Source organism: Silvibacterium acidisoli, from assembly GCA_022870745.1.
Classification (GTDB): Bacteria; Acidobacteriota; Terriglobia; order Terriglobales; family Acidobacteriaceae; genus Silvibacterium.
In genome coordinates this window covers 3,351,265-3,374,592 of record CP085323.1, presented here as the reverse complement: position 1 = coordinate 3,374,592, position 23,328 = coordinate 3,351,265, and the positions used below count along the sequence as shown (strand labels likewise).

Genomic DNA, 23,328 nt, shown 5'->3' with positions numbered 1-23,328 from the left:
GCGCCGTCGTGCCGAGACACGCATTCGAGAATGGATACACAGCCTCAACCCCAGGGAATTCAGCATTTCTATCCGTTCGCGCCATAAGGCCGCTGGGGGAACTTGATCACCGCGTGCGTGGCCGGCACGCACCTCGATAGATCAAGGAGTACGAAATGAGCAGTCTAACGGGGCACTTTTCTGAAGCTCAACGCGGCTTATCCGCATAGGCCTGAACATCTACTGCCGGATTTTCACAATAGTATTCGATGGGAACCGGGGCGTCACAAACTTTTCGCTTCGCGCCCCGGCAATTGCTGACAAAAGCATTCGGAGAAAAGCCGAAACACTTTAAATGCTGGAAAACTCCAGGTGTGCATTGCGTAACAATGCCGCATGCGGGATCGAGTCACCGTGTTGCGTCTCGCCATTCAGCTTTACCTGGCTGTAAAAGCCACCGGGTGCTTTCGCAGCAGCATCGATGCGGATCGTCCGCTGGCCATCAAAGGAAATCTCAGCCGAGGGAAAGAGCGGTGCTCCCAGCGTCCAGTCTGGCTTTCCAGGGCAGAGGGCAAACAATCCTAACGAACTCAGGATGTACCAGGCGGCCATCGCGCCGGTGTCTTCGTCCCCGGCAAAATTGTCAGGAGAGTAGAGTTCATTGAGAACGCGGTGGACCCAATGCTGCGTCCTGTCCCGCCGCCCCGCTGCGGTAAACATGTAGAGCACATTATGGACGGGCTGGTTCGAGTGCGCATACTGTCCGAAGTCCACAGCTGCCATCTCGGACATCTCATGAATCTCCGCGCCGTATGTGCCAACGTGGAATACCGGTGCCTGAGTCAACATCTCTTCGAGGCACTGAACGAAAGCGTCCTTACCCCCGTACGCCTCCATCAGTCCCTGCGGGTCATGCAATACATTGAAGCGATACTGCCATGGTCCGCCTTCGACGTAGGCTCCGCCCCAGGTGTGTTGCTCGAAAGGCTCCAGCCACGATCCATCCGCCATCTTTCCTCGGATAAATTTCGTACCGGGGTCGAAGATGTTTTTCCAGTTGTGCGAGCGCTTCTCGAACATCGCAGCATCGTCGTGCATTCCGGCTGCACGTGCCACCTGCGCGATGCAGAAGTCGCCATAGGCGAAATCAAGCGTCTGCGCTGCGCCACCGCCTACGAGATCGCACGGGGTATAGCCCAGCTTCAGATATTGCTCGATGCCGACTCGTCCGTAGCCTTTTGCTGGATCTCCAACCTGTGTGGCATGCTTCTTCAGCCCCTGGTATGCCGCCTGAACGTCGAAGCCGGTCACCCCTTTTGCAACCGCATCCCCAAAAACCGAATCGATCAGGCTTCCCGTCATCGCTCCGCGATAGCCGGGACACGGAAACTGGGGAAACCAGCCGCCTTCCTTGAAGGCATTCACCCATCCCTGAAGAATCTTGCCCAACTGCTCCGGATAGAGCAGAACCATCATCGGGTACCAGGCATGATAGTCATCCCAGTAACCGTGATCGGCAAAAAGAAAGCCCGGTTCGACGTTTCCGTTGTAAGGGCTGCGATGCACAACCTTTCCGGATGCGTCGGTCTCATGCCACATGCGGGGAAACAACTGCGTGCGGTAGAGGCATGAGTAGAACGTGCGCATCTGTTCATCGCTTCCGCCCTGGATCTTCACTCTTCCCAGCGCCTTTTCCCAGACAGCCGCGGCTTCATCTCTGATGGCGTCGAAGGACTTCTCTCCAACCTCCTGCCGCAGGTTGAGCAAGGCCTGGTCAGCAGAGATGAACGAGGTACCGACCCGCAAATTGACCGGCCGTCCGTTCGTGGGCGCAAAGCGCACCACCGCAACACGGCGATCCTTCATCTCTTTCACATCGACACCGGCGATCGGAGTATCCGGCTTGAAAGTGTAATAGGCCGCAAAACCAGCCTGGACTCCGCCTTCATTCTTACGAGTGAAAGTCTGGATCACACCGGAGGCGGAATCATATTTCACCTCGGCATCGTCTCCGGGGAGATCGATAAAGACTCCCGGAGCGGCCTCGCCCTCAAAGGAAAAACGCATCAACGCGCCGTGCTCGGTCGGCGCAAGCTCGAGCATGCAGCGATATCGCATGAAGCGAAGCTTCAGAAGATGGGGAGCAATCTCGACTTCACCGGCACGATAAGAAGAAGCACGGGCGGAAGGTGCCGGGGATGCATCGCCGCTGAATGGAAGCACGGTGACATAGCCGTAGTCCGATAGCCACGGACTGAGCTGGTGAGTGCAACGAACGCCTTGTATGCGCTCATCATGAGGTTGAAAGAACCAGCCGCCGCCGCGGTCGCTTGACTGCAGCGTCCAATGCGCCATGCCAAAAGGCATCGCAACGATCGGCAAGGTATTACCGCGCGAAAAAAGCGGGGTCGAATCCGTTCCCTGCATGGGATTTACAAAATCGACCAGGCGGCCTGTCTTCGCCCTGGACGCTGCAGGAACGCTATCACCTGCACTCCGCGGACCAGCTTCCGGCTGGCCATTCGCACTCCCCATGTAAGAGGCAACGGCAGCCGAACTGCCCAACTTCAAAAAGATACGCCGGTCAAAATGAGACTTATGCAAGGTTCAGTCGCTCCTCGGATTTCTCCGCCTACAGACTAATATCTAAGACTCTTTTCACGCGAGAGCCCTTCATGAATTCGAGTGCCGGGCGAACTTTCTCGGAAAAGCGGGAAATTGGTTATCGCCATCTGGAACCGATACCAGTCCGGCTCCACGCTATCCAATTCCTTTCAACACTGTCAAGCAGACCCGGCAGATACTACATCGAGACGGTCCCGTCCAGGACGCTGCCCGTTACTGCTTTTCTCGGTCGTGCGTCACGCTTCCATAGATCGGACTGGCCGTAGTTGCAAGATGTTCTTTGCTCTCGCTGCGAAGCTCAAAGCAGATCAGCCGATTCTCTCCCTTTCGTAGCCACGGCCCAGGGAGATACAACGCGTACTGCGGCCCAATCGACCAGAAGCGCCCAAGATTATGATCGCCTACCCATGCCTGGCCTTTGTGCAGGCCGCGCGTATCGAGGTATGTGTCCGCCGGTTGCTGAGCGTCCAGGGAAGCTTCCAGAAAACATGGACCGGTGCATGGCTCCGCGGAAAAATGCAGCCGCGAGAGGTCATCAAAAGGCAGAGAGTAGTTCTTCCATGATTTGAGAGCTTTTCCGCCCAGAGTCACTCCATCTGTAAGCCCGGCCTGCTCCGTCTGGATGGCATGCGAGTAATTGACGCGGCCAGTGTTTTCAACCAGTATGTCCAACATGACGGCATGATCGGGCTTCGCGATATCCAGCGTGTCCTGGTCTCGACGCCGATCGAGATCACCCACGAGTTTCTGGTCTACATAGATCTGCGCATAGTCATGCAAACCCTTGAGCTGCAAAGCACCGCCCTCACCGGCATCGAGGCGCGTTCGATAGAGAACGTATCCGTAGTTCTGTCCCAGATCCTCAAAGGTGAGTGGAATTTCGGAAGCAACCGGCTCTGGAAGGTTTAACCAGAGGGACGCAGTTCGCGTGAAAGAACTGACCGGAAAGGTTGCGAGCGGCTGCGCCTGGGGCACTGGAGCTGCAGCTGTATGCGTGGCGTCCGCGATCGCCTTCTGGAACAGCGCATATTTGTAACGCGGGTTCCCTGCTTCGTCGAGGGGCGCGTCGTAGTCATAACTCGTGGTGTCCGGGTGATAGTCCTTGCCGGTATGCGAGTCTGCGCCGTTCATCCAGCCGAAACTCGTGCCGCCGTGAAACATGTACAGCGACACCGAATAACCCTTCTTCAGCATCGCACTGAGTTCAGCAGCCTCTTGTTTGCCGTCTGTCTGGTGATGCTCTTCGCCCCACTTGTCAAACCAGCCCGCCCAGTATTCACCCACCGTTCGCACACCGTCAGGACGAAATGCTTCGAGGGCAGCGGTTGAGGCGGCCTCATTACCGGAACCGAAATTCACCGCGGAGGTGACTCCAGGCAGCGATCCTTTGGCAAGGTCGCCCGCTTGATTGGACGTCAGGAGCACCGTATCGCCGAGTCCGTATCTTACGAGGGCCTGCTTCACGTCGGTGAGATATGTGCGATCGTCTCCGAATGCGCCATACTCGTTCTCCACCTGAACTGCGATAATCGGGCCTCCGTTCTTCATCAGGAACGGTTTGACCTCCCGGGCGAGACGCGCGAACCAGAGATCCATTGCATGCAGGTACCTGGGATCGGCCGTGCGCAACTTGAGATTACGATCCTTGAGAAGCCACGCTGGAAACCCACCCAGCTCCCACTCAGCACAAACATATGGCCCAGGGCGCAGAATCACATTCAGACCTTCCGCCTGCGCCTCGCGAAGATACTCAGCAAGATCGTTCTGTCCACTGAAGTCAAAGACACCGGGCCGAGGCTCATGAACATTCCAGAAGGCGTAGGTGGTGATGGTATTGAGCCCCATCAGCTTTGCTTTGTGCAAACGATCACGCCAGTACTCCCGCGGAACTCGGGGATAGTGCATCTCTCCGGAGATGACCTGGTACGGTTTGCCATCCAGGAGAAAATCCCTGCCGCTTACCGTGAACGTATGTGAAGAAGGAGACGGAGCCGACTCGGAGTAACCGCGGACAGAGAAAAACGCTGTGGCCAGCACAGTCGTAAGCAGAAAACGAGAAGAAAGGGCGGGTTTCACCATAATGTGGGTCGCAGGCTTTTGCCTGTCAGAACACCCAGAATTGTATACGGATTCATTAACGACATATAAGGGCTTTCTCAAACAACTCATTCGGGCTTACACAACTCGACAGCCCATGAAGTGTATCCGCAAAATAAAACGAGCGCCGCCCTCGTATGCTGCGCTCGTTTCTGCCTCGTGAATCTCCCAGGGAAGGCCGGCCTTACTTCGGTCTTACCGCGTCGACCATGATCAATCCTGTATCGTAGTCCAGCTCCCTCGGCAGATATCCATCGTTCTCACGCTGGCGTGTCATACCGGCATTCTTCCACTTCTCGGGAAAATCCTGCCGCCAGGCCCGTTTACCCCAGTAGTAGCCGCGAAACGGATCCCTGGACTCATTCATCCACAGCAGCAGACGATCGTGCAGCTGATTGCGAATCTCGGCATGCTCGGCCGAGTCGATCAGGTTTGTCATCTCCCCTGGATCTTTTTCAAGGTCATAGAGCTCATCGGTCACCATCAGGTTGATCGACAGCTTGTAGCGGCCATCGCAAACGCAACGAATCGGCTGAAATCCTCCGAAGCCGTCGTGGTCCACTTCATAGCGTCCCCATTCGATAAACACATCCTTGCGCACGGACACCTTCGGATCCTTCAGCATGGGAAGCATGCTCACACCTTCGAGTGTTTTCGGCACCTCGAAGCCGAAGAACTCCATCAGAGTCGCATTCAGGTCGACATGCGAAACCAGTTCTTTCGAAACAGTGTTGGCCGGCGCTTTTCCGGGCCACTTCGCGAGAAATGGAATATGCGTGATTTCTTCGTACATCGCCGGACCCTTGTCGCTCAGTCGATGCGAGTTCAAAAAGACACCATGGTCGGAGGTGTAAATCACCAGTGCGTTCGGCGCGCTCTTTTCAAGCTGGTCGAGCACGCGTCCAATCTCTGCATCGATGAAGGTGTGAGAACCAAAGAACTGCTCCGAGCGAATCGGCTTAGGCTGGTCCGTCAGAGTTCCTCCATGCAGCATGGATTCAGCCCAGATGCGCTGATCCTTTGGCTTGTCCTTTAGCGAATCCGCGGCATTGGGGTCTTCAGGGAAAACGAAGTTTTCATACATCTTCGAATATTCAACCGGGCAAAGGCTCGGACCGTGTGGTTCGTCATAGGCCACAACAAGCAGGAAATCCTTCCCAACGCGCTCTGAAAGGAAGTCGACGGCGCGATCCGTGACCCGGTGTCCGTAGCACATTTCCGCAGTCCAGTTCGGATCTTTCCCGGTGGCCTCTCTGCGCGAGCGCCTGCGGTCTTCGAGCGATAGCTCGCTCAGGTAGCGGCGCATGTCATACCAATAGGCCCCGTTCCAACCGGGCGCGGGGATACCAGTGTCGAAATAATCCGTGCCGGAGAGATGCCACTTCCCCATGAAGGCGCATTCGATCCCCTTATCGTGCAGGCGCTGGCCGATTGTGTGCACGGTATCGCCCAAGGGAAGGCTGTTGCCCCACACTCCATTCGTGTGTGGGTAAGTACCGGTCCAAATGGCGGAACGAGCCGGGGCGCAGACCGGCTGGCAGTTGTAAGCCTTATCGAATCGAATGCCTTCGGCGGCAAGCCGGTCCAGATTTGGGGTTTTCAGACCGGTCTCGCGATAACAATTCAACATATCTCGGCGGACAGATTCACCAAGAATGACAACGACCTGCCTCGGTTCATGATCGGCCAACCCTATCGCCTTCGGCGTTACAGCGGCTGCAACTCCTGCCGTTCCTGCCGACTTGAGAAAATCCCTTCGATTCATCCAGTACTTCCTTGGTTATGGCTTGGTGTCAGCTGCTGTGACGCACCCGATCGATTCAGAGTAGCTTACTCAGGGGCGGCTTCAGCAAACAGCGGCGGCTCCTGATCGCTTTGAAAATTCTGCAGGCCCACGCCAGCCAGGCGAAAGAGCTGCTCGGGTGCAGATGTGACACGCTCCAGGAGAGCGACCGCTGCGTTCGCCAGCTCCTCCGCGCTCAGTGGCATCTCCGCGGGCGTGAAACTGCGGGTGATGGTCTGGAACTCTTTGGTCTTCAGCTTTAAAACAATGGTGCGCGCATGGCGGACATTGCCTTTCGAGGCCGCCCAGACTTTTTCTGAAAGGCGGCGAAGAACCGCTTCGGTCTGAACCAGGGAGATATCGCTCTCGAAGGTATCTTCTGCCGAAATCTGTTTGCGCACGCGGTTCGGCACGACCGGATTATGGTCGATGCCGCGCGCCAGTTCGTACAGCCGCCGTCCATACCGGCCGAATTGCATTTCGAGACTTTGCAACTCTATCGCATGCAGGTCGCCCACCGTCCCGATTCCGATTTGCTTCAGCCTGTCTTCCATCACCTTACCGACACCCGGAATGCGCCCTACCGGCAGCCGCAAGAGAAAAGACTGCACCTCGTGAGGCTGGATTACAAAGAGTCCATCCGGCTTCTTCCAGTCAGAGGCGATCTTCGCGAGAAACTTGTTGGGTGCGACTCCAGCAGATGCGGTCAGGTTCAACTCCTGCCGGATCTCCTCCCTGATTCGTATGGCGACACGCGTAGCCGTCGGCAGGCCTGTCTTGTTGGCAGTGACGTCAAGATAGGCTTCATCCAGCGATAGCGGCTCGATCATGTCCGTATGCCGGCGAAAGATCTCCAGCGCCCCTTGCGACGCTGCTTTGTAGCGAGTAAAGTCCGGCGGAATAAAGATAGCGTGAGGGCATAATCGCTCCGCTCGCATTGCAGGCATCGCAGAGCGCACGCCAAACTTACGTGCTTCATACGAGGCCGCGCAGACGACCGACCGCGCTCCCTTCCACGCGACAACAACAGGCAGACCGCGTAGCTCCGGATTGTCACGCTGCTCAACGGATGCATAGAACGCATCCATATCGACGTGCACGATCTTCCTGATGCCTTCGGACGCTGCAGGTGTCATTTCAAACTCGCTGGCGAGAATGCCTAAAGCGAATATAAAGCGAAGAAATCAAAATAGGAAGCTCGCTGGCCCCCAGGCTTCTATCTACTATCATTCCTTCGGATAGTTCCGGCACGCAGGCAGATCGAGCGCCGGGATGCTGTCGGCGGCCATCACGGCGCGGACGATGGCCCGTGACATAACGACTGCCGCAATCGCTCCGATGGCTGTCACATCCGCCTTGACGCTCGCCAGTTTTGTTGACATGGCGAAGATCGTATCTCCGTCATACATGGTGTGAACCGGATTGATCGCACGCGCATAGCCGTCATGAGACATCTGAGCGATCTTGTTCATCTCCGTTTTCGTGAATGGAGCATTCGTTGCGACGATGCCGATGGTGGTGTTCGCTCCAGGCGACGGCACGACACGGTAGCCGCCCATGATGGCGTTCATGGTATTGCGATACCCTTTGCCATCCTCGGATCGGGCCCCGCAGACAATCTTTCCTGTTTGCGGGTCGATGATATCTCCGACCGCATTCACAGCAACCACAGCGCCAACCACGATTCCGGTGTCGCCGATCTTCACGCTCGCCGTGCCGAGACCGCTCTTCATGCGATATTTTGGGCCGAACATCTTCCCTACGGTCGCGCCGGCACCTGCGCCCACATTACCTTCAGCGAGCGGACCGGATGAGGCTGCAACGCATGCATGATAGCCGGCTTCCGCATCCGGACGAGGCCTGAAGCCTCCCACACCGAGATCCATCAGGATTGCAGCAGGCACAATCGGAACGACACCGCCGCCGATCCTGAAACCGGCATCGTGTTCTTCCATGTAGCGCATGACGCCGCTCGCCGCATCGAGGCCGTATGCGCTGCCTCCCGACAGCAGAATCGCATTGACCTCCTGCACAGCATTGATGGGGTTAAGCAGGTCCGTTTCGCGCGTACCGGGCGCCGAGCCCCGAACATCCACCGCCGCCACCGCACCCTTCTCACACATCACGACGGTGCAACCGGTAGGGCGTTCTTTCAGCGTGTAGTGGCCGGCCTTGAGGCCCGGCACATCGGTGATCGAGCCACCGGGAAGCAATGCATTCGACTCTGCAAGCACCGCACCCTCAAAGACCGCGGGAATTGCAGCAGCGAGAGGAACGGATAAAAGGCTTCGCGTAAAATCACGGCGCTTCATGTGTTTCTCCTCTCTCGCGTGCGGGAAAAATAAGGTTCGCCGCAAGAGTGACAACAACTGCCGAAAGAATACCGATCATCTGTGGTGAAAAGAGACCTACGCCCTTTCCATGCGTCACGACCATGACCGTAACTGCCACAGCCAAGGCGACGGCAATGCTTCCCAGCGCAGTGCCGGCGCGTGTGCGCGAGGAATACAGGCCGGCAAGAACAGGGACAAAGAGCACCACGGCGAGCAATCCATAAAAAATGGCAACTGCGGCGATTACTGAAGGCAATTCGATCGCAAGCAGAATTCCGCACACTCCGGCAACGATGGTGGAGATGCGGTTGATCTTCAGCAGGCCCGAAGAAGACAACTCCGGGCGAAGAAACGACTTGTAAAAATCAACCGCCAGCGAAGAGGAAAGCATGAACAGGATCGCGTCGGTCGCGCTCAACTCCGCGGAAAAGATCGACGCAAGGGTCCAGATGCTCAACCACCTCGGTAAGAGCATCTGCATGGCACTCGGCAGGGCAAGCTCGGGATTCGCCAGATGCGGCAATGCAGCGAAGGCGCAAAGCCCAAGCATAGGCGGAACAAACGCGAATGCGGCCTGGCATAACGAGTTCAATCCAACACCCGCACGCACCGCTTCACTACTGCGTGCTCCATAAACTTTCTGCAGCAAGCCGGGCGAGATGATGAAGGATGGAACAAGGATCGCTACCCATGCAAGGATCTGCTTCAATCCCGCGCCGGTGAGAGAGAAACGTGCATTTGCCGCGGCAGGGCTGGCGGCATGACTCAACACCGCGGCGTGCAGATGTCCCCAGCCGCCGAGCGCATGCAAGGCAAAAGGAACTGCCAGGCACAGCCCCGACATGGTGACGACAAGCTCGAACATGTTGACGAATGACGACGCCATCATGCCGCCCGCAGTGCAGTAAACGATCGCCACCAGGCCGCCAATCACGCAGCCCTCCCACTTGGGAATGCCCGCAATCGTATGCAGAATCCAGGAGATGGCAATGAGTTGGCCTGCAAGAATCGCCAAAGCGCCAAACCAGAACAGCACTGCGATAACCAGGCGGACGCTTCTGCTGTAACGGAACTCCAGGAACTCTGGCAGTGTGGTGAAGCCGCGCTGCTTCGCCAGCAGCCATATCTTCGGGCCGACGAATTGCGACAGCAGGAAGCAGCCGATTGAGGCGGACCCAACCCACCACCAGGCGGCCAATCCGAAGCGATAGCCGAGCCCTGCAGCACCGACCGTCGATCCCGCGCCAATATTCGCGGCAAGAAATGTCGCAAAGATGCGGCCGGCACTCAGACTACGGCCAGCCACAAGAAAGTCCGAAGAGTTGCGTACGCGCCGGCTCGTCCACAGGCCAATGCCCATGAGGAAGAGCGAGTAAATCGTTAGAGCAACCAGGTAGAGATTCATATAGCAGTGTCAGATCTAAGTTGATGCCTGATCCCTAAAAAGAGTACTTGAAAGCTATCTGCACGACACGGGAGTCGTTGCCTACGGTCGATGTAATACGTCCGAAGGTCGCAGACGCTGCACTTGAAGCGATGTTCGATCCGGATGCGGCCGCAAAAGTAAGATTGGGCTGCGCAAAATGCGGCTGGTTAAGCACGTTGAATACCTCGAAGCGAAATTCAGCTGCTTGTTTCTCCCGCACATGGAACACCTTGAACAACGACGCATCGGTATCTTCGAAGCCCGGGCCGACGATCACTCCACGAGGTTCATTCCCCGAGTGGCTGTTGTCGATCAGCGTGCTATTCCCGGTCGCTACCGTTGGCAATGAAAAGCAGGACACGTTGATATAGAAATCCGATGCGCCCGCTTTCCTTCCCTTGTAATGATTCGGATTGCAGGTCAAATTGGGGCGGAACGTAAGCGACTGGGCAGTGGTGGACGCGTTGACTGCGGTAAAGGGATTGCCCGACTGTGCCTGAAAGATGCTGTTCAGCTGCCACCCTCCCAGCGCCAGCCGCTCTGCCCTGCGTGATCCATTCAACTGCGGCAGCTTATAGCCTAGACTCAACACAAAACGGTTGCGGGTATCGAAGAGTGAGTTGCCGCGCTCGCGCACCATTGCCGCGCGAATAGAAGATGAATCGCCAATTGTTACCGGCAGCACAGGACGCGAATCCGTACCGATATTGAGGCCAGATACATCGTCAATAGAACGGCTCCAGGTATAAGCAGCAGTAAGCCGCAAGCCATGCCAGGCGCGCACATTCAGATTCGCCTGCAGCGAGTCATACCAGGAACTGGCTGCTGAGAACGTCGGACGCACAAGCCCGAAAGCACTCCCCATGAGCCTGGCACCCGCCGTATACGCATTCGAATAGGCCGTCGACGCCGCGCTTCCGGCGAGAGTCGCCAGCGTGGGATTAGCTTCAATAAATATAGGCAGGTATTTGCCCCTGCTCCCGACATAACCCAGTTCAAATGCGACCTGCCGCGCGAGCTGTTGCTCGACGCTCAGGTTGTACTGCTGCACGCTCGGTGTCTGGAAAGAATGCGGCAAAGTCCAGCCGATAAAAGTAAGGTTCGGCGGAAATCCATCAGGCGTCACTGCTATACCCGTGTAAGGGCTGGAGAAATACGCTGATGACGCAGCGCTCTTTGCCCGCGTGTAGAAATCCACTTCCTGCAGCGGCTGAAATGGCGGAGCCAGCGTGCCGCTTTGAAAGAAATCTCCCTGGCCCGGAACGCTATCGAAGAAGATTCCCCATGCCGCGCGAATCACCGTCTTCGCATTGCCCGTTGGATCGTAGACGATACCGAGGCGCGGCGCGACATTGTTCGTGTCCGCGTAATACGTGGACCGTGGCGTGTTGGCGTCACCCGGATAAACAAGCCCGGCCGGCGCGGCCGGCTCAATGGTGGACTGCTGGCCAGGATGGAAAGCAGCAAGGTGATTATCCGCTTCCGCGTATGGCAGATTCACTTCATAGCGAACGCCTGCCTCGATGGTGAGGTGCGTATTCAAACGAAACTGGTCCTGCCCGTAAGCGGAATACGTGTACGACGATCCAATCAGAGAAGGATCGCCAGATCCCTGCTGAAACTCATATGGAACGCCGAGAAAGAAGTCTGCCTGGTAATTCCCGGTGAAGAAATTCGTAAAGGTAAATGCGCCGTTTGGCCGGTTGATGTAGAGCAGGCTGATCCAGTCGCGGCGGAACTCTCCGCCAAACTGGAAGGTGTGCTTGCCCTTCGTCCACGTCAGATCGTCAGAGATTGTATCGACGCTGTTGGCACGATACGCAAAAGGCTGCTGGGCGTCGCCCGTACTGAAGTTGCTGGTAACCAGAACATACGGTAGTCCGACCGCTTCAGAGCTTGTTGAAGTGAAATCGTATCCCACTGTTTGAAGATTCAACCCGCTCGTCGTGTTCGGATGACCATCGATCCACTGCCTGCCGTAACGAACCACGTTCAACAGGTTCGAGTGAATCGTCCAGGTGTCAGACCCCATCGCATCGAACATCTTCATGACCTGCCTGTTCCCCGCAGGCGCAAAGTTCGAAGGAGAAATTGGTCCGAAGAGATTCTGGTAGGAGTAGAGAAAGCGTCCCATGAGGCTGTGATCTCCCAGCCTGCCATCGAGCCTGATTCCAGCGGTGTTGCGATTATCAATGTTCGGTTGCGCCTGGCAATAAAGAGTCAGGGTCGCGCTGCACGCCGGATCAGGCAGCGGAATGTAATGGCTGTAGATGTACTGGCTGACCGCGCTGACCCGGGCCGGATCGAAGACGTTCAATCGGCCTCCGTACGTGGCCTGCATTCCTGTAAGCGGATCGATCACCGGTGTCGAGACACTGGAGAAATCGCCCATACGTTCCGCCGCCGTCGGCACCACCGCCGACAGTGTATTGCTGGTCGCATCCTTAACGCGGTACCCCTCATAGTAGGCAGAGAAGAACAACCTGTCGCGAAGGATGCGACCCCCAATCGTTCCACCGAACTGGTTCTGCAGATAGTCAGGCTTCGCACCTGCGGAGAAGTAGTTCTTTGCCGCCAGCGCCGCTTCGCGATTGAACTCCCAGATGCTTCCGCGAAAGGTGTTTGTCCCCTCGCGTGTCACCACGTTAACGACCGAACCAGCATTGCGTCCATACTGGGCTTCATACGAATGCGTGATGATCTTGAACTGATCGATGAAGTCGGGCGGAGGCCGCATTACGAATCCCGAGTTGAAAGGATCATTATTTGGCACCCCATCGAGCAGGAAGTTGTTCGACTGGTTCCGCATGCCGTTGACGTTGAAGCTGCCGGTCGAATTGCCGAAGCCACCCGGCGTCGCGTTGCCGTTCAATCCACCAAGACTGGCAGGAGCTGCGACCACACCCGGAATAAGCGTTCCCAGTTGCGCGAAGTTCCTTCCATTCAGCGGTAAATCGACGCCTTCCTCGTGGTCGATCACAGTACCCAGTGTCGCGTTCCCTGTCTCAACCAGTGGGGAAGTGCCCGCGACCGTGATCTCTTCACTGGTTGCGCCAACGGAGAGCTGCGCGTCTTCACGCGTTGTCGAGTTCACCTGGACAATGACGTGGTCAATGAGATCAGCTTTGAAACCTTGAGCCGTCACCTGCACCCTGTACACGCCGGGTGCGACGAGACTGAAAACATAGATCCCGTCGTCCGCTGCATCGACATCGCGGGTCTCGCCCGTATCCAGGCTGATAAGCCGGACATGAGCTTTAGGGATCAGGCTGCCCCCGGGATCAGTCACAACGCCGCTGACACTGCCAACCGCCTGCCCCCATAGAGGAAAAGCCACCAGAGTGCCTGCTAGAAATGCAAAGACCGGCCTGCGTAGACTTTCGCGGAGCATGAGCCATACAGACGGGCTGCCTTGTTTTCGACCGGCCAAAGACACATAACCTCAAACGGAACAGAACAATTGCTACAGAAGAATCACAACATACTTACGGCTCGAAAAGACGCTCTTTGCGCCCTATTTTGAGCAAGATAAGAATTATTTCGCAGGCTGTCAAAGGCTTCATCGAGGGCACCAGCCAGAACCGGACATTCGGTATACAGATCGCTCCGAACTGTACACACTATGGATTCCAAGCGTCGGCATTTATCCTGAATACGGCGACAGAGGGGATGACCGGTTTGCCCTCGGAGGTTTTATGGAAGGCGTAGTAGAACCGCTCTATCGGAAGATTCGTAGGGACATTGTCGAGTGCGAACTGACGCCGGGAAAGTCTTTTTCCGAGGCCGAGTTGGGACGCCTCTACAACGCCGGACGCACACCCGTGCGGGAAGCATGCCGCCGCCTGGAACGTGAAGGACTCATCCGCATCATTCCCTTTCGCGGATACATGGTCACACCTCTATCTGTTTCGGAGTTCAAGGATCTTGAAGAGATGCAGCTGATCTTTGAGCCGGAAGCGGCAGCGTTGGCAACCGAGCGCGCAACGGATGAAGAGCTGGAAAAGATCCTGCGCCTTGCTCACTATGAGTACCGGCTCGATGACAAGCAAAGCTATCGCGAGTTCGTCCAGAAGAATTACGAACTGCATTCCCTGATTGCGCAGTGCACGCGCAATCGCAGGCTGCATGAGGTCATCGGCAACGTGCACGTGCGGCTCATGAGATTCTTCTACCTGGGCATCCCGTTGGACTCCTACGGGCAGGCACTGGCTGCGGAACATCTCGCCATGGCGAATGCCATGCGCGCCCGTAATGCAGGCGAGGCGCGCCAGCATGCCGAAACGCACATCCGGAATGCAATGGATCGCAGCAGCAAGTTGCTGATGGACGCAATCCGATTTGGCGAAGCCGTCTTCGACACCGCAAGCGTTGCCGGCACCATCGCATCGCCGGGCCGCCGCTCTACAAAGAACACGCAATAACCCACCAGCTATCGACTTGGAGCAAAGCCGCGGCAAGACTGCTTTATCCTTGCCCGTGTGAGTCTCTCTGTCTTGCGCTTCAAGTCCCTCTCCCGTATAGCAATCGTTGTTTTCTCCAGCTGCGCGAGCAGTGCTCTTATGCACTCCTTCACCGCAGGAACAATCCGGAGACACTGGAGTTCGACATTCCCCCTGTGGCTACAGCCCAGGGCGTGCTCGACCTCAAGTGGACGCGACCAGCCGGGTTGGGCGGCAGCGGGCGCGGATTGCAGGTAGCAGAGGTCTGGCTGTTTCCTGCGCAATCGGCTGATTTCCCGCTAAACAAGACGAACTTTCAATAAAATAGAAGCATTATCATTCCCTGCCCGCCATGTCCGTTACGCTGACGAACGGGCGGCTGGGAATAAGGAAGACGAACTTGAAGAGCGGTTTCGAGATCGAGCCCTTTGCAGATTTCCGTTCCTGGTCGATAGCCAGCCGACAGCAAGGGCTTTCACGTCGCGACTTTCTACGTGGTGCGCTCGGTGCAGGAGCGGCGAGCCTGGCACTCAAGCCCAAGCGTCTCTTCGCAGCGACAGCCGACACATCCCGCAAGACCATCATCGTTACCTTCGGTGGCGGCGCTCGCGATGCAGAAACCTTCTCGGTGGAAGGGCAACGCAATATCCCGCACATGATGCAGGAGCTCGCTCCGCAGGGGATGTTTTTTTCGCAGGTCGTAAACCGCGGTATCCTGGGGCACTATGTGGCCACATCGAGCATCGCCTCCGGATGCTACGAAACCTTTGACAATTTCGTGGCAGAAGGTCCTGCCAACCCTACGCTCTTTGAGTACTACCGCAGGGGATTGCAGCGTCCGGCCAAGGATGTATGGGTCATCGCTCCAAGCAACGGCTTCGAGGCCATCGGGAATAGCAGCCATGCGGCCTATGGAAAGAAGTACGGGGCGCAGGTCATTCTTCCCAAGCGCCTCCTGACGTATGCCGCAGCAGCAAATAATCACACGCTGCGCGATTACAACGCACTGCTCCATGACAGTTACGAATCTCCCTATCATTCAGACGACGCTGCTCAGGATGCCGCCGCGGGCAAGATAGAGTCGGAAGAAATCGCAAAGACGCTGAAGCTCTCGCTCGATGAGTTCACCGCGCATTCGCGCACGCTCTCAAGCCCGGACGAACTGTCGCTGTTCATCACTCGCCAGGTAATGCGCGAGGTTGCGCCATCCCTGCTCTTCATCACCTTGCACGACATCGATGTTGCTCACAGCGGAGCCTATTCGCTTTATCTCGATGCTATCCAGCGTGCCGACCGCCTCTGCGCGGAGCTCTGGCAGGAAGTGGAAGCAAACCCGGAATATAAAGACCGCACAACCGTGATGATCATGCCCGACTTCGGCCGCGATGCTGATGGAGAAGGCAATGGCTTCCAGCATCACCGTACCGGCAGCCCCATGGCCCGCACGACGTGGATGCTGGCCCTCGGAAAAGGTACAAGACCGGGCACAATCGTTTCTCGTCCAATCGAATCGATCGATCTCACCCCAACCGTAGCCTCACTCTACGGATTCGATACGCCCTTCAGCACTGGCCGCCCGATTACGGAGCTGCTATGAAGCCGGCCTCTCTCACCACGGACTCGTTCCAGCGCTACACGCCTGAAAGCCGCGAACTCGCGGCGCAGCACCTCACACTGCTCCGAGCCACGCCGCTGATGCTGTTACCCGGCTATCTCGAGCAGATACAGAGTTACAGCTGGCAGTTTCCGCCCGAACGTGCAGCATTACAGCGCCAGCTTGACTGGATGAGCCAACCGAACGGTGATCAATCCGGGAAGATTTTCGCAGCCTTCGAAAAGATTGCGATCTCCCCTGCGCTTGAGCAATTCGATTGGCTAAACGACCCCAAGGGCTTTATCGAAGCGCTGTCGGCTTATCTGTGGCAATCCCGCCAGATCGACCTTTACCACGCCGCAGTGCAGGAGCTCTTCGGTAAATTTCCCGCGCCGCCTGTCCCAGAACAACCTGCTCTGGTTATGGCAATCATCGGGCGAGATGCGCCGCCATCCTCCTATCCCTTGTTTGCACGAATGCGTAACGATGGCCTGCACGTACAACAACTACGGGCGCAGGGAGCCCGCGAAGCGCTTCTCGCGGCCATCGAGAAACGTGCCCATTCGGTTCCGCAGCCCTACGCTCACTGGTACATCGACGGCGGCGATCCCTGGCCACTGCAACAGGCGTCGCAGATCACACACTTTACCTATCCGCAGCTCCAGCCGATCGACGACGCCGTAATGAAAGCGATGGATCAGGCCGTGCAGGAAGGCACAGGCCCGGAGATGCTGAGCTCCCGCCTCAACCATCTGAGCCCTGAGGCGCTGGGCGCCGCCCGGATTACCCCGGACCTGCCTTTACAGCATCTGTACACATCGCTGCTCACCACCGGCTCAGGCACCCAGATCTACAGCACCAGCTTTATGCAGGCCGCCGGAATCGAAGTGCTGCGCAGAGCGCAGCCATCCACACTGCTCCTGCGATTCGCGCCTCGCCGCCGGCAGGCTTCCATCAACGACATGATTGAGTCGCGGGCCGTTGCGGTGCAGACGGATCCGGAAGGTTCGCTCATCGATGCAGATATGGCGTCCTTTTACGCCTATCTGCAGATGCAAAAGATTCCCGGCGGAGAAAAGGCTTCGTTCCTGGCCTGGGTAGAAGACAGGAACGAAGCCTTTGTTGCCGGTCCGTCGGTCACACGCGGCGTGGAAGCATCCACGCCAATGACAATGAGCGATCTGCTGTCTCTTATCTCCGCATGAAGCGGTAGCCCGCGTTCATTTCACCGGAGCATCAAGAATAGGCGTCTTCAGCCCCTCCACACTTCTTCCCGGTTCGGCATTGAGATCGAAAATTACAATCTCATTCGCACCCGGCCGCAGCCAGGGCCCCGGCAGATAAAGCGTGCGCTGCGGCCCGATGTTCCAGAAACGTCCCAGCGGGACACCGTTGATCCAGACCATGCCCTTATTGAGTTTTCCGGTATCGAGAAAAGTATCGCTCGGCTGCTCCACCTGAAAGCTCGCCCGATAGAAGCAGGCCCCAGTGCAGTCTTCTTTACTGTAAGCGCGCTCTTGCGGCGACTTCATCGGGAGCGGGAAAATGTCCCAACCCTGCAGGCTCTTCCCATCGAGTGATGGAGTCTCCAGCAAACCCGCGCGCTCCCCGTTGATCTTCTTTCCATAGTTCACTCGCCCGGTATTCTCAACCAGTATGTCCAGCTGCGCATGCTTCTTTCCCCCCGCTGCATGGAGCTCAACGCTCGTCTGCCCAAGCCGGCGATCGACCGTACCCTGCAAAACACCGTCCACATAAACCTGGGCATAGTCATGCACGCCAGGCAGAGACAGCGTTCCCGTCACAGCCTTGTGAAGCCGGGTGCGATAGAGAATGTAACCGTAAGACTGATCGATTGCTTCCATCGTCAAAGGCTGCTTTGCATGAACAGGCGTCGGTAGATCCTTCCACAAAGACGACGATTCATTCAGCGGGATCGCAGCGAGCGCGATCGGCTTAATCGGCTCAGGCGGGGCTGGAGGCTTCACGCCCGTAACCTTGGTGATGATGTCGCGAAACCGAAAATACTTCGGACGCAGCTCACCGCTCTCTGCAATCGCCGCGTCGTAGTCGTAGCTCGTCACGTCAGGGTGATACTGGCCATCGTCGATATTAGCTCCGTTCATCCAGCCAAAGCTCGTCCCACCATCCACCATGTAAATGTTGACTGAGTATCCGCGCGAAAGCATCCATTCGAGATCCTGCGCCTGCTGGTCATCTCCGCGCGTTTCATGCGCATGCCCCCAGTGGTCGAACCAGCCATCCCAGTACTCGCTGTTAAATCGGGGAGTGTTCGGGCGGAACTTATCGAGCAGCGCAAAGGAGCGCTTCGCGTCGCCGACGCCAAAGTTGATTGCCGCAGGCAGCTCAGGAAGCGTTCCGGCAGCAAGTACGTCCGCTCCGTCCGCCGTGTAGAGCATTGCCTTCGTATACCCGGCATCGACAAGAATGTGATGAATCTGCTCCACGTAGGCGTGATCGTCGCCATAAGAGCCGTACTCATTCTCCACCTGCACGGCAATGATGGGTCCGCCATTGCCGATCTGCAACGGCGCAGTCTGCGCTGCAAGCTGCTGCATATAGGAACGCACCGCATCGATGAATCCGGGATAGGAAGAACGCACGACCATCTTCGGGTCTTTCATCAGCCACGGAGGATACCCCCCAAACTCCCATTCCGCGCACGCATAAGGGCCAGGACGCAGAACGACGTAAAGGCCCTCCTGCTGTGCCTCACGAATGAACTCGGCAATGTCATTCTGCCCAGAGAAGTCGAACTTGCCCAGCTCTTTTTCGTGCGCATTCCAGAAGGCATACGTCTCTACCGTGTTGAGTCCCATCGCCTTGGCCTTGCGCAAACGATCGCGCCAGTACGCGCGTGGAATTCGCTCGTAATGAATAGCCCCGGAAATAATCTGGAACGGCTTTCCATCCAGCGCGAAGTGATCGCCATCCACGCCGAATGTATGAGGATGCCCATCCGGACCGGAGACCTGCGCATGAATCTGCAAGGAGGAACCAAGCGCCAAAGAAGCGGCGAGCAGAAGAGACGAACGAAAGACGCGTTTGCTCAAAAGAAACTCCACAGTCGTTATTGCTTCAAGTGTAAGCCGAGGCCAGGAATCACCTGCAAAGTTTATTTGTAACTAGAGAAAGAACAAACTCCGGCACGACATTTCAGACAAAAAGGAAAAGGCATCTCCGCCTCAAATGAGACGGAGATGCCAGGGTGAGGAGGTTTAAAAGACGAGGTGAGCGGCAACCTGGATCACGCGCGCATCCGGAATGATGGCGGAGAAGCGAGTTGCTGTAACAGCCTGTCCCTGAGAGCTTGTCAGGCTGTTTCCAGGATTGGAGAATGTCGGGTGATTCAGGACATTGAAGCCATCCGCACGCAGTTCAAGAGCCGACGAATGGAACTTGATCGGAAACGTCTTGAAGAGTGACATATCCAACTGGTTGAAGCCCGGTCCGGGCACTTCGACGCGTCCCTTCGGGCCAGCAGGCTGCAGGCCCGCGCTGTTGACGTTAATCAGGTTCTGGCTTGGGTCAGTAGCCCCGAGCGTGACCTGAGGCGGATTGATGAAAGCGCAAGGGTTGAACCACTGCTGCAGTGTTTTCGTCTTGGTGGCGCAATTGAAACCGGGCTGCAATACTTGCTGCTGGGCAGCGCTTAGCATGCTCCCTTTGCCGAATGGATCGCCAATCTTGATCGGATAGCTTCCGCCCTGGTTGCTGGAATTCAGGAAGATCGGGTCTCCACTCTGCGCCTGGAAGACACCGTTCACCTTCCAGCCACCGACAACCGCATTCGTCATCCCACCCTTATTGGCAAACATCTTGCCTTTACCGAAGGGCAGTTCGTACTCCGCGTTGATCGTGAAGCGATTGCGAACATCCTGGGTGCAGTTTCCATAATCGTAACGGATACCGAGGAGGTTCGGGTTCCTGTAACCGCCATACGCCGACTGACCGATCGGACCGAAAGCATCGTCAAGGCAGTGCGCCCAGGTGTAACCGGCAAGCAGATAGAGACCGTTGCTGTACTTCTTCTCAATCTTCGCCTGCAGCGAGTCATAGCGGGCAATACCGCCATTCGTCACGTTCGTGATTGAGAAGTCATGGAAAGGCTGATAATTCTGGCTGTTGGACACCGAGACAGGAATGAAGCCCGGATAGGTGTTGGCACTATAGCTGGCCCGCAGATGACGGCTCACATTGCCCTGATAACCCAGTGTGAAGGACAGCGTGTTCGTGATCGCATGCTGCGCGGTCAGGTTATAGGCCGTGGTCAGAGCGGTCTTGTCGTCCTGATCCTGTGCGTAGATAGCGCCCACGCCTGCGGCATTCGCAAGAGCATTCGGATCGTTCGCCGCCGCTCCAAAGCCCGTTTCAAGAGTCTGGCCGTTCGTCGGGCAGGTCACGGTGCCGCTGATGTTGTTGCACTCATCGGGGTTGGGAACAAACGAAGCGTTCACGAAGAACGGAGCGTTGTTGGCAAGGTTCAGCCCGAGACCAACATTTTCCTGACCACCATAGAAGATGCCGCCGCCAGCACGAAGCACCGTACGCGGATCAACCATGTAAGAGAGACCGATACGTGGCGCAAAGTTCAGCCGGTGCGGGTTCACGAGATAGTTGTTGTTCGTGTACTGAATGTTGATGTGGTCTGCAGCCAGCGTGGCAAGCAGCGCCGGAGCGATCGGATAGTTTTCCTGCGCGGCGGGGATCAGGTACGTACCGGTTCCCTGGTTCATGCCTGCATACGTTCCGAAGAAGTTTGCCTGGTGATTGTTCAACTCGCGGAAGGGCTGCGAATATTCCCAGCGCAGTCCAAGGTTCAGGGTCAGACGCGGCGTAACCTTCCAGTCATCCTGCACAAATGCAGACCAGTAGTAACGCAGATCCGTAAACGGGGTTACTGTGTTCAGACTCGAGCTGTTCATGTCGTCGAGTAGGAAGTCAGCAGCTCCCCATCCGGTAATGACATTGGGCATGCTGGGGTCAGCCGTGTACTGGCCGGTGTAGTTCTGCGAACCGATGCCGTTCGGCGGCTGCAGGCCATAGAAGCGGATGTGCTGGAAGTTAATACCCGTCTTGATCGTATGGTTGCCAAGCACTTTCGAGACGTTGTCAATCAACTCGGCGACGTTTTGTTTCTCGGAAGATGGCTCGTATCCGGGCACGCCAACCGAGCTTAGACCCGCTCCCTGCGTGGGCGACCCTTGAAAGGACATCGCGGGAAAACCACCGAGGCTAGGTCCGGATGGAATTCCTCCCATTCCATACTCGGCAGCTACATTTGTATTGCTTCCCGGCTGCAGGGCAGCAGCAAAAAGCCAGTTAAAGCCCAGGCGAAACTCGTTCGACAAGGTCGGGCTGAAGAAGTGCGTCTCGCTGAAGACGCCACTCTTACCGTAGTTCTGGTTCGTACCATCGGCGCCGTAACCACCGCCATCGAGAATGCCGAGGGGAGGAGTATAGGTGGTGGGATTGTTTGAATAGCTGTAGCGGCCGAACATCTGGTCGCTTTGCGAGAAGTTGTAATCCACGCGGATGTCGTACTGCACCGTGTTGTTCGTCGTCGCTGTGGCTGGCACGGTGTAGTTGTGGTAGACCGATCCCGCTACACCCTGGTTCGGCAATGGATAGAGGTTCAGAATCTTCTCAGCGATCAGGTTGGGAGCACACACAACATTCTGCACACCATTGCAGGCGAGGTAACGTGGCGTCGATCCTGGAATCGCACTTCCATCGCTGTTGGTGGGAGTGCCACCAGGAAGATTGAGGTGGATGGGATTGTCGGACACACCGTTCAGATTCGCGACGTTCAGCAATTGGGTGAAGTCGCCCGTACGCTCGGCAGCAGTTGGAACGGTGTAGTTCGCTTGGGGCGGAACAAAATTCGAGATGCGCGAAGCCTGGCTGTCGGCAAAAAAGAAGATCTTGTTCTTCCAGACGGGACCGCCCAGGGTCGCCCCAAACTGGTTCATGTGGTATGCATTGCTCTGTGTGGAGAAGTAATCGAGTGCCGCCATGCGATCGCTGCGGTAGTACTCCCACAGGCTTCCATGGAACTGGTTCGTACCGCTCTTGATCGACGCGTTGACAGCCGCGCCTGTCGAGCGCCCCAGCTCTGCGCTATAGTTGCTGCTCTCCACGCTGAACTCGGCGAGAGCATCCGGCGGCGGACGAACAGCATAGGTAGCACCGTTCAGGAAGTCCTGCATGTTCGAGTTGTTATCGACGCCATCCAGGATGAAGTTGTTCTCGGATACACGTCCGCCGTTCGAGGTAAAGTCACCAGCACCGGCCACCTGCCGGAAGCCCTGGTTCGGGGCGGCTACACCGGTCGTCAGTTGGGCTGCAAAAACGTAATCGCGGCCGTTGAGTGGAATGTCGTTGATCTGCTTGGTGTCGAATACCTGGCCGGTCGAAGCCTGCTCCGTCTGCAGCTCCGGCGCAGACGTAACCGTCACAGTTTCCGACGCAGCACCGGGCTGCAGCGACAGGTTCACGCCAACCGTCTGGCTCACGCTGACGTGAATGTTCTCCCGGACAATCTTCTGGAAGCCATCAGCGACCACCGTCAGGCTGTAATTGCCGATCTTGATGGGCGAGAAAACGTAGTCGCCCGACCCGCCGCTCTTTCGAACCAGCGTGAAGTTAGTATCGGTGTTCACCAGTGTGAGGCTCGCATTGGGAATGACGGCGCCGGTCGTATCGGTGACCACGCCGGTGATCGATCCCTGATCCACCTGCGCGAAAACGTTTGGAGCCTTGAACGATAGGGTTGCGACAGACAACAGGCATGCCCACAACACACATGCGCGACAGGAAAATCTCTTTCTTTGCATCCTTGCCTCGTCAGAACTAGAAAAGTAGAGCCTTGAATCGTGCTGGTGACTTGTGCACAAATTCGTATGAATGTTGCAAATTATTAGGCGAAAAATATTGTTTGTCAATAAAAACAATTAAACCCCCTATAAACAAAATGCTTCGCCCACTTTCTCGCAACGTTTCGTTCAAATCCCCAGTGAATTCCGCCATGC

At 56.7% G+C, this 23,328-nt stretch carries 13 protein-coding genes; 4 read left to right on the top strand and 9 right to left on the bottom strand.

Going from position 1 to position 23,328, the window contains the following annotated elements; genetic code table 11:
• Positions 1 to 330: 330 nt before the first annotated feature.
• The 7 genes from LJD29_RS14180 to LJD29_RS14150 form a co-directional block, all read right to left on the bottom strand.
• Positions 331 to 2,583, bottom strand: coding sequence for a GH92 family glycosyl hydrolase (locus LJD29_RS14180; protein ID WP_446742196.1), 2,253 nt, complete (start codon positions 2,581 to 2,583; stop codon positions 331 to 333).
• A gap of 234 nt (positions 2,584 to 2,817) precedes the next feature.
• A complete protein-coding gene (locus LJD29_RS14175; RefSeq protein WP_446742195.1) occupies positions 2,818 to 4,683 on the bottom strand; it encodes a glycoside hydrolase family 35 protein in 1,866 nt (621 codons plus the stop codon).
• 202 nt (positions 4,684 to 4,885) lie between these two features.
• A complete protein-coding gene (locus tag LJD29_RS14170; RefSeq protein WP_446742194.1) occupies positions 4,886 to 6,466 on the bottom strand; it encodes a sulfatase-like hydrolase/transferase in 1,581 nt (526 codons plus the stop codon).
• A gap of 65 nt (positions 6,467 to 6,531) precedes the next feature.
• Positions 6,532 to 7,620 carry a DNA polymerase IV gene (dinB, locus tag LJD29_RS14165; RefSeq protein ID WP_446742193.1) on the bottom strand — a complete coding sequence of 363 codons (1,089 nt, stop codon included), beginning with the start codon at positions 7,618 to 7,620 and terminating at the stop codon, positions 6,532 to 6,534.
• A gap of 90 nt (positions 7,621 to 7,710) precedes the next feature.
• Positions 7,711 to 8,796 (bottom strand): P1 family peptidase, encoded by a 1,086-nt coding sequence (locus LJD29_RS14160; RefSeq protein WP_446742192.1) that lies wholly within the window; start codon positions 8,794 to 8,796, stop codon positions 7,711 to 7,713.
• A complete protein-coding gene (locus LJD29_RS14155) occupies positions 8,783 to 10,222 on the bottom strand; it encodes a sodium:solute symporter family protein (protein ID WP_446742191.1) in 1,440 nt (479 codons plus the stop codon). Before LJD29_RS14155 ends, LJD29_RS14160 begins: the two co-directional genes overlap by 14 nt.
• Before the next feature lie 34 nt (positions 10,223 to 10,256).
• On the bottom strand, positions 10,257 to 13,580 hold the full coding sequence (locus LJD29_RS14150; protein ID WP_446742190.1) for a TonB-dependent receptor: 3,324 nt from the start codon (positions 13,578 to 13,580) through the stop codon (positions 10,257 to 10,259).
• A gap of 358 nt (positions 13,581 to 13,938) precedes the next feature.
• Between LJD29_RS14150 and LJD29_RS14145 the strand changes: the two genes are divergently transcribed.
• From LJD29_RS14145 to LJD29_RS14130, 4 genes are all read left to right on the top strand, one after another.
• Entirely contained in the window at positions 13,939 to 14,664 is a 726-nt protein-coding gene (locus tag LJD29_RS14145; protein ID WP_446742189.1) for a GntR family transcriptional regulator, read from the top strand.
• Between the two features lie 194 nt (positions 14,665 to 14,858).
• Positions 14,859 to 15,005, top strand: a complete 147-nt coding sequence (locus LJD29_RS14140; RefSeq protein ID WP_446742188.1) for a hypothetical protein — start codon at positions 14,859 to 14,861, stop codon at positions 15,003 to 15,005.
• A 77-nt stretch (positions 15,006 to 15,082) separates the two neighbouring features.
• The gene (locus LJD29_RS14135; RefSeq protein WP_446742187.1) at positions 15,083 to 16,279 is read left to right on the top strand and encodes a twin-arginine translocation signal domain-containing protein; all 1,197 of its coding nucleotides are present in this window, start codon (positions 15,083 to 15,085) and stop codon (positions 16,277 to 16,279) included.
• Positions 16,276 to 17,481 carry a hypothetical protein gene (locus tag LJD29_RS14130; RefSeq protein WP_446742186.1) on the top strand — a complete coding sequence of 402 codons (1,206 nt, stop codon included), beginning with the start codon at positions 16,276 to 16,278 and terminating at the stop codon, positions 17,479 to 17,481. Before LJD29_RS14135 ends, LJD29_RS14130 begins: the two co-directional genes overlap by 4 nt.
• Positions 17,482 to 17,496: 15 nt before the next feature.
• On the opposite strand, the gene LJD29_RS14125 is transcribed toward LJD29_RS14130, so the two are convergent.
• Together LJD29_RS14125 and LJD29_RS14120 are read right to left on the bottom strand one after the other, a co-directional pair.
• Complete coding sequence (locus tag LJD29_RS14125) at positions 17,497 to 19,350, bottom strand: glycoside hydrolase family 35 protein (protein ID WP_446742185.1); 1,854 nt, start codon at positions 19,348 to 19,350, stop codon at positions 17,497 to 17,499.
• 165 nt (positions 19,351 to 19,515) lie between these two features.
• A complete protein-coding gene (locus LJD29_RS14120) occupies positions 19,516 to 23,082 on the bottom strand; it encodes a TonB-dependent receptor (RefSeq protein WP_446742184.1) in 3,567 nt (1,188 codons plus the stop codon).
• Positions 23,083 to 23,328 lie beyond the last annotated feature (246 nt).